The 11,966-nt window shown below is 69.3% G+C and carries 11 protein-coding genes; all 11 read left to right on the top strand.

The window, feature by feature from the left end; all coding sequences use genetic code 11:
* Positions 1 to 375: 375 nt before the first annotated feature.
* Positions 376 to 2,370, top strand: a complete 1,995-nt coding sequence (locus AC50YM_RS20335; protein ID WP_494958740.1) for a hypothetical protein — start codon at positions 376 to 378, stop codon at positions 2,368 to 2,370.
* Between the two features lie 6 nt (positions 2,371 to 2,376).
* Entirely contained in the window at positions 2,377 to 3,366 is a 990-nt protein-coding gene (locus AC50YM_RS20330) for an HAD-IIA family hydrolase (protein ID WP_494958739.1), read from the top strand.
* Positions 3,367 to 3,376: 10 nt separating this feature from the next.
* Complete coding sequence (locus tag AC50YM_RS20325) at positions 3,377 to 3,733, top strand: hypothetical protein (RefSeq protein WP_494958738.1); 357 nt, start codon at positions 3,377 to 3,379, stop codon at positions 3,731 to 3,733.
* The gene (locus AC50YM_RS20320) at positions 3,720 to 4,532 is read left to right on the top strand and encodes a TlyA family RNA methyltransferase (protein WP_494958737.1); all 813 of its coding nucleotides are present in this window, start codon (positions 3,720 to 3,722) and stop codon (positions 4,530 to 4,532) included. Before AC50YM_RS20325 ends, AC50YM_RS20320 begins: the two co-directional genes overlap by 14 nt.
* 22 nt (positions 4,533 to 4,554) lie before the next feature.
* Complete coding sequence (locus tag AC50YM_RS20315) at positions 4,555 to 5,595, top strand: NAD kinase (protein WP_494958736.1); 1,041 nt, start codon at positions 4,555 to 4,557, stop codon at positions 5,593 to 5,595.
* Positions 5,596 to 5,598: 3 nt separating this feature from the next.
* On the top strand, positions 5,599 to 7,338 hold the full coding sequence (gene recN / locus AC50YM_RS20310; RefSeq protein ID WP_494958735.1) for a DNA repair protein RecN: 1,740 nt from the start codon (positions 5,599 to 5,601) through the stop codon (positions 7,336 to 7,338).
* Between the two features lie 90 nt (positions 7,339 to 7,428).
* Positions 7,429 to 9,243, top strand: coding sequence for a CTP synthase (gene pyrG / locus AC50YM_RS20305; RefSeq protein WP_494958741.1), 1,815 nt, complete (start codon positions 7,429 to 7,431; stop codon positions 9,241 to 9,243).
* Between the two features lie 27 nt (positions 9,244 to 9,270).
* The gene (locus AC50YM_RS20300; RefSeq protein WP_494958734.1) at positions 9,271 to 9,933 is read left to right on the top strand and encodes an NUDIX domain-containing protein; all 663 of its coding nucleotides are present in this window, start codon (positions 9,271 to 9,273) and stop codon (positions 9,931 to 9,933) included.
* Positions 9,933 to 10,982 carry a site-specific tyrosine recombinase XerD gene (xerD, locus tag AC50YM_RS20295; protein WP_494958733.1) on the top strand — a complete coding sequence of 350 codons (1,050 nt, stop codon included), beginning with the start codon at positions 9,933 to 9,935 and terminating at the stop codon, positions 10,980 to 10,982. Before AC50YM_RS20300 ends, xerD begins: the two co-directional genes overlap by 1 nt.
* A gap of 210 nt (positions 10,983 to 11,192) precedes the next feature.
* Entirely contained in the window at positions 11,193 to 11,549 is a 357-nt protein-coding gene (locus AC50YM_RS20290) for a hypothetical protein (RefSeq protein WP_494958732.1), read from the top strand.
* Positions 11,522 to 11,966, top strand: a 445-nt coding sequence (locus AC50YM_RS20285) for a DUF222 domain-containing protein (protein ID WP_494958731.1), incomplete at its 3' end; no start/stop codon positions are given. The genes AC50YM_RS20290 and AC50YM_RS20285, both read left to right, overlap by 28 nt.

The following is an 11,966-nucleotide window of genomic DNA, read 5'->3' as shown; positions in this document are numbered from 1 at the left end:
TACTGCACCCGGGAGGGTGTGGGAGAGTAGGTCACCGCCGGAACATCATTACACGGTCGAGAGCCCCAACCACACAGGTCGGGGCTCTCCCGCATTTAACCCCCAAACACCTGATGACGGCCCGGGCACGCGGACCCAGGCCTGTCGGTCAGAACCTGCCGGCCAGACAATGGCAGGGTCAGGCCCCGCCTGTGAGGCTTGACACCGGGACGGTCGAAAGAGCCCAGTCCGTTAGCCGGGCGCAGGGTACTCGCCTAGAATTGGATGAGATGTACGGACTTCGAAGCGCTAGATTTCGGGTTGCGTAGGGACGAAACACGGAATAGAGCGGCTGCGATTGCGCCAGTGGTCAGCTCATAACAGGAGGAATCCAGCATGGCTGAGCACAACGATGGTAACCGCGGCGGCAGTGACCGCGGCAACTTTGGCGGCGGACGCAATACGGGCGGCGGCGGATTCCGCGGCACCAACAACTCCGGCGGTGATCCCCGGGGGTTCCGTGCTCGCGATGATCGCGGAGCCCAGGGGGAGCGTCCGTCCTCGAACGACCGCGACCGTAAGCCCTTTGGCGAACGTCCGGCGCGTGACGGTGACCGGAAACCGCCGTACAGCGGCGGCGGTGACCGCGATCGCAAGCCCTATGGCGACCGTGCCCCCCGCGAGGGCGGCGGCGAGCAACGCTCTTTTGGCGCCGGTGGGGGTGACCGGAAGCCGCCGTACAGCGGTGGCGCAGACCGTGACCGCAAGCCCTATGGCGACCGTGCTCCCCGGGAAGGCGGCGGACAGCCGCGCAGCTTCGGCGGTGACCGTGACCGCAAGCCCTTCAGTGGCGGCGGAGACCGCAAGCCGCCATACAGCGGTGGCGGCGATCGCGACCGCAAGCCGTTTGGTGACCGTGCTCCGCGTGAGGGTGGCGGCGAGCGTCGCTCCTTTGGCGCTGGCGCCGGTGACCGCAAGCCGCCGTACAGCGGTGGCGGCGACCGCGACCGCAAGCCCTATGGCGACCGCGCTCCGCGTGAAGGTGGGGGACAGCCGCGCAGCCTCGGCGGCGACCGCGACCGCAAGCCCTTCAGCGGCGGCGACAATCGGAAGCCGTTCGGTAGCCGTGACGACCGTCCGGCCCGCAGCTTCGACCGTGACGACCGTCCGGCCCGCAGCTTCGACCGCGGCGACCGTCCGGCCCGCAGCTTCGACCGCGGCGACCGTCCGGCCCGCAGCTTCGACCGCGACCGGGCAGAAGACCGCCCGGTCCGCGTCCCCAACGCCCGGGATCTCCGCAGCGCCAACCGACCGGACCGCGAACGTTCACCGCAAATCGACGACGACGTCACGGGCAAAGAGCTGGACCGCGCCACCCATCACCAGATCAAGACCCTCGAGGAAAACAGCGCCGAGTGGGTGGCCCGCCACCTCGTGATGGCAGGGCGCCTGATCGACGAGGAACCCGAACTCGCGTTCCAGCACGCCCTCGCGGCCAGCCGCCGCGGTGGCCGCCTCGCCGCAGTCCGCGAAGCCGTAGGCCTGACCGCCTACGCCGCCGGCCACTACGGCGAAGCCCTGCGCGAGTTCCGCACTTACCGGCGGATCAGCGGCTCCAACATGCACCTGCCCGTCATGGCTGACTGCGAACGAGGACTCGGCCGGCCGGACCGCGCCCTGGAAATGGCACGCTCCGAAGAAGCCAAGGACCTCGACGCCCCCGGCAAGGCGGAACTGGCCATCGTGGCCGCCGGCGCACGGACCGATCTGGGCCAACTCGACGCCGCCGTCTCCGAACTGGAAATTGCCCAGCTCGACATCAACCGAGCCTTCTCCTACAGCCCGCGCCTGTTCCGCGCCTACGCCGACGCCTTGGCCGCAGTGGGCCGCACCGCCGAAGCCGAAAAATGGCAGCGCCAGGCGGCTGTCGCCGAGAACGCCCTTGGCCTCGATGCCTCCGAAGACCCGGACATCATCGATCTCGGCTGGGACGAGGAAGAGGAAGCCCGCGAGGAAGCGCAGCAGCGCCGGCTTCTCGCTGAGCAGGCCGCCCAGCGGTCCGCCCCCGAACGAGAGCAGGCGCCGCGTGCCGCCAGCGCCGAGGCCGTTGCCGGCCTCCCGGAAACCACCGGGACGGCAGCGACTGCCCTTGACGAAGGAGCGGACGACGTCGAGTCCGACTTCTGGGAGTCCGACGATGCGGAGTCCGATGACGACTCCGTGGAAAAGGATGCCCTGGACCGCTCCGAGGTTCTCCGCGGCGACGACTCCGATGACGATACAGGTGAAGGCGATCGCGGCGATTCCCACCCCGACTCCGACAGCGACTCCGACGGAAATTCCCCCGACACTGACACCGACGCCCGCGGGCCGGAACGCTCCGAAGGCTGATCGGGAATGGCCGCACCGGAGCTGATCTCGACCTTCGACGCGCTGCTCGCCGATCTCGACGGCGTGGTCTACGCCGGGCCGCACGCCATCCCGGGCGCCGTGGAGTCCCTGCGCAGACTCGCCGGGATCGGCGTCGGCCTGGGCTACGTCACGAACAACGCGTCCAGGACGCCAGCACAGGTGGCGGAGCACCTGCGCGAGCTCGGCGCCCCTGCGGAGGACCACCAGGTGGTCAGCTCCTCACAGGCCGCGGGCGAGCTGCTGGCTTCCCTGCTGCCGGCGGGTGCCCGGGTCCTGGTCACCGGCGGGGACTCCCTGGCGCAGGAAATTGAACTCGCGGGGCTGGTGCCGGTCCGCAGCGAAGCCGAACATCCCGTCGCCGTCGTGCAGGGCTTCCACCCGGATCTCGGCTGGAAGGACCTCGCGGAGGCTGCCTACGTCGTCGCCGGCGGTGCCCTGTGGGTGGCCACCAACACGGACATGTCCATTCCCCAGGCCCGCGGCATGGCCCCCGGCAATGGGACCCTGGTTGCGGCCGTCGCCGCCGCCACCGGGCAGGAGCCGCTGGTTGCCGGCAAGCCGGAGGCGCCCCTGTTCCACGCCGCCGCGAAACGGCTGGCTGCCGACCGGCCGCTTGTCGTCGGCGACCGCCTGGACACCGACATCCTCGGCGGCAACAACGCCGGCTTCGCCACGGTCGCCGTGTTGACCGGCGTCGACACCAGGGAATCGATCCTCGCGGCGCGCACCCCGGAACGGCCCGACTACCTCATCAACGACCTCACCGACCTCTACCGCCCCTACCCGGATATCGAGCTCGACGCCGGACGGCACCGCTGCGGCGCGGCGTCCGCCGTCGTGGACGGACGGACGGTGCGAGTCAGTGGCGACCCGGGCGACCTCGACGCCTGGCGGGCCGCCTGTTCGGCCTGGTGGACAGCCAACCCCGAGACCGACACTGCCCTGGCACCGGACCTCGAATGGCTGGATCACTAGACTGGGGACCATGACGGAGCTGAACAGCACGACCGAGACGGACCCCGGCGGGGAAGAAGCCCAGGTCAGCTGGCCGGCGCTGAGTGCATCACCGGTCCACACCGCGGGGCATGCCCCCGCCGCGGACGCCGCTGACCCCGCGGTTGCCGCGCTGCTGGACCGCCTCAGTGGCCTGCCGGAGCTGCCGGTGGACCACCACCAGGAGGTCTACGCCGGCCTGCACGATGACCTGCTGGCCGCCCTGAACGAGGCCGTTGCGGGCGGGTCCGTAGCCGGCCCGGCCGCAACAGACCGGCCGCCCGGAGGACATGATTCAGCAGCCAGAACCACCACTAAACGAGGGGACGCCACGCATGAGCAGGCTTGACCAGGCCCTCGTCGGCCGCGGCCTGGCGAGGTCGCGCACGCATGCCGCCCGCCTCATCGCCGAAGGCAAAGTCAGCTCCCACGGGGAAGTGCTGACGAAAGCGTCCCTCCAGGTCCAGGACGAGATGAACCTCGAGGTGGCGGCCGCGGACGAAGACAACTACGTGAGCCGCGCCGGGCACAAGCTGGCCGGCGCGCTGGACGCCTTCCCCGGCGTCGAGGTCAAGGGCAAACGCTGCCTCGACGCCGGCGCCTCCACGGGCGGGTTCACCGAGGTGCTGCTGCGCCGAGGCGCGGACCACGTGGTGGCCGTCGACGTCGGACACGACCAGCTCGTCCCGGTGATCCGGAATGACCCCAGGGTTTCCGTGCACGAGGGCCTCAACGTCCGCTACATGACGCCGGATGAGATCGGTGGTCCGGCGGCATTAACGGTCGCGGACCTGTCCTTCATCTCCCTGACGCTCGTGCTGGCGTCCCTTGCGGCGTGCACCGACCGGGGCGGGGACCTGGTCCTGATGGTCAAGCCACAGTTCGAGATCGGCAAGGACCGGCTGGGCCGCACCGGAGTTGTCACCTCGGAGTGGGAGCGCCGCCTGGCCGTGGGCAAGGTTGCGGCCGAGGCCATCGACACCGGGCTGGAACTCATGGGCCTGGCCAGCAGCCCGCTGCCGGGCCAGGACGGAAACGTCGAGTACTTCCTGTGGATAAAGCGCGGGATTGGCACAGACCTGCCTAAGATCGAAGAGCGGGACGCAGCCGTTGCTGCGTTACTCGGAACGATCTGGCCCAAGTACTAGAAGCACTAGAAGGCGGAACCCGATGAGCAGGCGTGTCCTCATCCTTGCCCACACAGGCCGTGAGGAGTCCCTCAAGGCTGCCTGGGAAGCGTGCGCCCAGCTCCACGACTCCGGCATCGTTCCGGTGATGCTGAAATCCGAGCTCGGCGACATGGTCCGCTTCTTCGGACGTCTCGACCAGCCGGTCGAAATCCTCCACGACCACGTGATGCTGCCCGACGTCGAACTCGTCATGGTGCTCGGCGGCGACGGCACCATCCTGCGCGCCGCGGAACTGGTCCGCGAGGTCGATGTGCCGCTGCTCGGCGTCAACCTCGGCCACGTCGGGTTCCTGGCCGAGAGCGAGCGGGCGGACCTCGCCCAGACCGTCGAATGGATCGCCAGCCGCGACTACACCGTCGAAGAGCGGATGACCATCGACGTCCAGGTCTGGGTCCGCGGACAAAAAATCTGGCACACCTGGGCCCTCAACGAGGCCGCGATCGAAAAGGGCAACCGCGAACGGATGCTCGAGGTCGTTACCGAGGTCGACGAACGCCCGCTGACGTCCTTCGGCTGCGACGGCGTCGTCCTGGCGACACCCACCGGCTCCACCGCCTACGCCTTCTCCGCCGGCGGGCCGGTGGTGTGGCCCGAGGTCGAGGCGCTCCTGATCGTGCCAATCAGCGCCCATGCGCTGTTCGCCAAGCCGCTGGTCGTCTCGCCCCGGTCCCGGCTCGCGGTCGAAATCCTGAACCGGACCGAAGCGCAGGGCGTGCTCTGGTGCGATGGGCGCCGCTCCGTTGACCTCCCGCCCGGAGCACGGGTGGAAGTGACCCGCTCCGCCACCCCCGTCCGGCTCGCCCGCACCCACCAGACGCCCTTCTCCGGCCGCCTGGTCCGAAAGTTCGAACTCCCCATCCAGGGCTGGCGCGGGCCCACGCCGGAGGCCGCCAAGGTCCACACCGGGCCGATTCCGGTGATCCGCACGCCCCGGCCGTGGCCCCCGCTGCCGACGCCGCCGCAGGCAGGTCCGCCGCCCGCAGGGCCGGGCGCGACTCCTGATCCATCGACTGCGAAGTGAACCATGCTTGAAGAACTGAGAATCCGCGACCTCGGCGTCATCACCGACGCCACGCTGCCCCTCGGCCCGGGCCTGAGCGTGGTGACCGGTGAAACCGGCGCCGGCAAGACCATGGTGGTGACCGCCGTCGGGCTGCTGCTCGGCGCCCGGTCCGACGCCGGCGCCGTACGCAGCGGCGCGAAGAGCGCCTCCGCGGAGGCCACGGTGAAGCTCGACGCCGGCCACCCCGCCGTTGCCCGCGCCCGTGAGGCCGGGGCTGAGGTCGAGGAGTTCGACGGCGGCGCCGAGCTGCTGCTCGCCCGCAGCGTGGGGGCGGACGGCCGAAGCCGCGCCTACCTGGGCGGACGCGCCGCACCCGTGGGTGTGCTCGGCGAGATCGGCGAAACCCTCGTGGTGGTCCATGGCCAGTCCGGGCAGATCCGGCTCAAGAGCCCGGTCGCGCAACGCGAAGCCCTCGACAAGTTCGCGGGGGAGAGCCTCGCGGCGTCGCTCGGCAGCTACCAGGAGCTCCACACGCACTGGAAGTCCAGCCGTGCCGAGCTCGAAGAGCTCCGCAGCGCCGCCCGGGAGCGCCTCCGCGAGGCCGAATCGCTGGAGGCAGCGCTGGCCGAAATCGACGCCGTCGACCCGCAGCCGGGCGAAGACGAATCGCTCAAGGGGGAGGCCGTCAAGCTCGCCAACGTCGAGGAACTCCGGATCGCTGCCAGCACGGCCCACCAGGCGCTCATTGCCGAGGACTTCGGCGGGGACGCCGACGCCACCACACTGGTCGATGCCGCCAAACGCACGCTGGAGCACGTCGCAGAACATGACGGGGAACTCGGCTCCGCGGCCACCCGGCTCGCCGAAGTCGGTTTCCTGCTCAATGACATCGCCACCGAACTCGCCAGCTACCAGGCCACCCTCGATACCGAGGGCCCTGAGCGGCTCGCCGAGATCGAGGACCGCCGGGGCACTCTCGCCAAGCTGGTGCGCAAGTACGCTCCGAGCATCGACGAAGTGCTGGAGTGGGCCGAGCAGTCCCGGGCACGGTTCCTGGAGCTGCAGGACGACTCCACCCGGATCGAGGCGCTGGACGCCGAAGTGGCCCGCGCCGGGGCCGAGCTGGCCAAACAGGCAGCCGGGATCAGCAAGCTGCGGAAGAAAGCCGCCAAGGACCTCTCCGCCAGGGTCAGCGCCGAACTCAAAGCCCTGGCCATGGCGGACGCCACCCTCGTGATCAACGTCGAATCCGGCGGGCCGCCGGGACCGTTCGGCGCGGACGAGATCTCCTTCCTGCTCCAGCCGCACTCCGGTGCCCCCGCCCGCCCCCTGGGCAAGGGCGCCTCCGGCGGTGAACTGTCCCGGGTGATGCTCGCCATCGAGGTGGTGCTGGCCGCCGTCGACCCGGTCCCCACCTTTGTCTTCGACGAGGTCGACGCCGGCGTGGGCGGCCGTGCCGCCGTCGAGATCGGGCGCCGGCTGGCCATGCTCGCCCGGCACGTGCAGGTGCTCGTGGTGACCCACCTGCCGCAGGTGGCAGCCTTCGCCGACCAGCACATCCGGGTCACTAAAACGTCCGTGCGCGGCGCCGGCGGGGACACCGCGACCGGTTTCACGTCCAGCGACGTCCGGCTCCTCGACGAGCCGGAACGCGTCCGGGAGCTGGCCAGGATGCTGGCTGGCCAGGAGGATTCCGAGTCAGCCCAGGCCCACGCCCAGGAGCTGCTGGATGACGCCAGGCTGCTGCCGCAGCAGGCCTGAGCATGCCCTCCGGCCGCCCGATACCGGGATCACATGTGGGAGCACAATCACAGCGGGTTGCCGGGAACAGACCCTTGAAAGGCCGAAATGGTGATAGGCTCGAACTCCGTGGTGCAGCGATCAAATTCCCGTGTAAATTCCCGGTTTCCGGGCTCGTCCAAGACGACCAAACACATCTTCGTCACCGGTGGTGTGGCGTCCTCGCTCGGTAAGGGGCTGACGGCTTCGAGCCTCGGTCACCTCCTGCGGGCACGCGGCTTGTCTGTAACAATGCAAAAGCTCGATCCCTATCTGAACGTGGATCCGGGCACGATGAATCCCTTCCAGCACGGCGAAGTCTTCGTCACTGACGACGGCGCCGAGACGGACCTCGACATCGGCCACTACGAGCGCTTCCTCGATGAAAACCTCGAAGGCTCGGCCAACGTTACGACCGGCCAGGTCTACTCCACGGTCATCGCCAAGGAACGCCGCGGCGAATACCTCGGAGACACCGTCCAGGTCATCCCGCACATCACCGATGAAATCAAGCGGCGCATGCGGCTTCCCGCCGAGGGCAAGCACGCCCCCGACGTGATCATCACCGAAATCGGCGGCACCGTGGGCGACATCGAGTCGCAGCCGTTCCTCGAATCCGCCCGCCAGGTCCGCCAGGACATCGGCCGCGGAAACGTGTTCTTCCTGCACGTCTCCCTCGTGCCGTACATCGGCCCGTCGCAGGAACTGAAGACCAAACCGACGCAGCACTCCGTGGCCGCGCTGCGCTCCATCGGCATCCAGCCCGAGGCGATCGTGATCCGCTCGGACCGCGAAGTCCCGCAGGCGATGTTCGACAAGATCGGCCGCATGTGCGACGTCGACATCGACGCCGTCATCGGCTGCCCGGACGCGCCGAGCATCTATGACATCCCGAAGACCCTGCACTCCCAGGGCCTGGACTCCTACATCGTCCGCGCCCTCGACCTGCCCTTCAAGGACGTCGACTGGACCAGCTGGGACCGGCTCCTCGACGCGGTCCACAACCCCAAGCACGAGGTTGAGATCGCCCTGGTCGGCAAGTACATCGACCTGCCGGATGCCTACCTGTCCGTGACCGAGGCGCTGCGTGCCGGCGGCTTCGCCAACGACACGAAGGTCAAGATCCGCTGGGTCCCCTCGGACGAATGCGAAACCCACGAGGGTGCGGTCAAGTCCCTGGACGGCGTCGACGCGATCTGCGTCCCCGGCGGCTTCGGCATCCGCGGACTCGAAGGCAAGCTCGGCGCGCTGAAGTATGCCCGCGAAACCAAGCTCCCGGTCCTGGGCCTGTGCCTTGGCCTGCAGTGCATGGTGATCGAGTACGCCCGCAACGTGGTCGGCCTCGAAGGCGCGTCCTCCTCGGAGTTCGAGCCGGACTCCAAGTACCCGGTGATTGCCACGATGGAAGAGCAGCTGGACATCGTCGACGGCAAGGGCGACCTGGGCGGCACCATGCGCCTGGGCCTGTACGAGGCCAAGCTCGATGAGGGCTCCGTCGTCGCCGAGACCTACGGCACCACCAAGGTCAGCGAACGGCACCGGCACCGCTACGAGGTCAACAACAAGTACCGGGAACAGATTGCCGCCAAGGGACTGGTGTTCTCCGGAACGTCGCCCGACGGCAAGCTCGTGGAGTACGTGGAGCTTCCGCGCGAAGTCCACCCGTACTACGTGGCCACGCAGGCGCACCCCGAGCTCAGCTCACGCCCGACCCGGCCGCACGCACTGTTCTCCGGGCTGGTCAAGGCCGCCCTGGAGCACCAGAAGGGCCACGGGAGTGCAGCCACGGGTTCCGCCAAGGCTGCCGTAAAAAGTGCCGACAACGCGGACGGCACCGCCGCGGGCGCTCCGGCCGCGGACAAGCCTTCCCCGGTAGTGTCGAAGTAACCATCAACTAAATCAAAGGACGGCGCGATGCCCGGTACCCCTGAAACCCCCCATGCTGCACGGCAGGTTTCGGACGAACCGAGCCCGCGCCGTCTTTTGTCATCCCGGACGGTCTACGAGGGCCGGATCTGGGATGTCGTCAGCGACAGTTTCCAGCTTCACGACGACGGCGACCCATTAGTCCGCGACTACATCGAGCACCCCGGCGCGGTAGCGGTCCTGCCGATGAACGACGCCGGTGATGTGCTGCTGATCAAGCAGTACCGGCATCCGGTCGGCATGGACCTGTGGGAGATCCCGGCCGGGCTCCTCGATGTTGAAGGCGAGGACTTCGTGGCCGGCGCCGCACGGGAACTCGCCGAGGAAGCCGACCTCGTCGCCGGCCAGTGGAACGTGCTGGCCGACTTCTTCAATTCCCCCGGATCCTCCAGCGAAGCCATCCGCATCTACCTCGCCCGGGACCTGACCGATGTACCGGGCCACGAACTCCACGTCCGCACCGACGAGGAAGCCGAAATCGAGCTGCACTGGATCCCGCTGGAGTCCGCCGTGCAGGCCGTCCTGGAGGGCCGCCTGCACAATCCCTCTGCCGTCGTCGGCATCCTCGCCGCGGCGGCGGCCCGCGCCAACCACTTCAAGGGTCTCCGCCCGGGCAACGCGCCGTGGCCCGCGCACCCGAGCCAGCGCTGATGGCAGGACCAGGGGTTGCCGAGCAGCCGGTTCCCGCCGCAGCCCCGGCAGAAGCGACCGATCCCGAGCCAGCCGCCGCTCCCGCCGCAGCCCCGGCCCGGCCATTGACGGCCATAGACCGCGCCATGACGGACTACCTGCAGCACATGGGGGTGGAACGCGGACTCGCAGCCAACACCCTCTCCGCCTACCGGCGGGACCTGGCCCGTTACGCCAGGCGCCTCGCCCGCACAGGCCGGCAGCACCCGGGCGACATCACCCGTCACGACGTCACCGGCTTCGTCCAGGCGCTTTCTGACGGATCCGACGGCGGTTCGGCCCTGGGCATCCGGTCGGCGGCCCGGACGGTCGTGGCCGTGCGCGGTCTCCACAAGTTCTGGGCCCTCGAGGGTGTCACCCCCACCGACCCGGCCAGCGACGTCCACCCGCCCATGCCCGGAAAACGGCTGCCCAAGGCCATCAGCGTCGGCGAAGTCACCAAAATCCTTGAGGCCGCCGGATCCGATACCGCCACCGGGCTGCGCGACCGGGCCCTGCTGGAGTTCCTGTATTCCACCGGTGCCCGCATCAGCGAAGCCGTCGGACTCGACGTCGACGACATCTCGCTGCACACCGGAACGGCCGAGGACAGCGGGCCCGCGATCGTCCGGCTGTTCGGCAAGGGTTCCAAGGAACGGCTCGTCCCGCTGGGATCCTTCGGTGCCCGTGCCCTGGACGCCTACCTCGTCCGCGGCCGACCGTTGCTTTCAGCCAAGGGCAAGGGAACCCCGGCGCTGTTCCTGAACGCCCGCGGCGGCCGGATCAGCCGGCAGAGCGCCTGGACCATCCTCAAGGCCGCCGCAGAGAAGGCCAACATCACCAAGGACGTCTCGCCACACACCCTGAGGCACTCGTTCGCCACGCACCTGCTCGAGGGCGGGGCCGACGTCCGCGTGGTCCAGGAACTGCTCGGCCACGCCTCCGTCACCACCACGCAGGTGTACACCATGGTCACGGCGGACACCCTGCGGGAAATCTATGCCGCCGCGCATCCCCGGGCGCTGGGCTGAGCCACCGTAGCCCGGCCTCGACGGTTCGTGTCACTGTCACAAGTGGTGGCGCCAGCACCTGAAATCGTCGACCCCAAACCGGACGTAGGGCCACGCAGTCGTATCAAACCCCTCGTGGGCCAGACGACCGCCCGCGTCGGCCCGGGGCAGGGTCTCGCTTCCCCCGGCCGGTACCGACTTATTGTCTGAGGCCCCTGTTCTACTTAACGTATGGATATCTCGGCCTTGAGTGTGGAGAGCAGGGAGGCTTTGGCGGCGGTCGGGGCGGCGACGGCGGCGCTGTTTGCCCTCCCGGGCTTCGCCGCCGAGGCCGGCGCTGACCGCGCTGGATCATCCGGCATTGGCGGCCCTGATCCGCTGCGGGATGATCCGATGCGGGACCGGGTGGATGGTTCCCTGGACGCTCTGGCCCTGGCGGTCGCGGTGGACGGCCCGCTGGCGGCGCTGAAGGTGCAGCTGGCCGCGGACATCGTGAAGGGCACGCAGGCGCTGGCGCCCCCGGGGCGTCGCTGCGGGACAACGCGTTGGAGGAGATGGTGGTGCGGGCGGAGATCGCGTGCCTGCTGACGGTGAGTGAAGCGGCCGCCGACGGGTTCCTTTTCCAGTGCCTGGCGCTGACGGAGAGGCTGCCGCTGACGCTCGCGGCGCTGCGGGCGGGGACGATTTCCTGGGCGCACGCGAGGGTCATGGTGGACGAAACCACGAACCTGGACGAGGCCGGGGCGGCGGCGCTGGAGGCGCACTTCCTGGACCCGGCCGCGCCGAACCCGGCACGGGGCTGCCCGGCCGGGGAACTCGTCCCGGGCCGGTTGCGGGTCAAGGCCCGGACCTGGCGGGAACGCCACCACGCGGAGAGCATCGAAAAACGCCACGCCAAGGGCGTCGCGGACCGGCGGGTCGAATTCCGCCCGGACACCGACGGGATGGCCTGGTTCTCCGCGTATCTGCCGGCGGACACCGCGGCGGGGATCTGGGACCGGAGCA

Source organism: Pseudarthrobacter sp. RHLT1-30-1, assembly GCF_059383415.1.
This window is presented reverse-complemented; position numbering and strand designations above follow the sequence as displayed.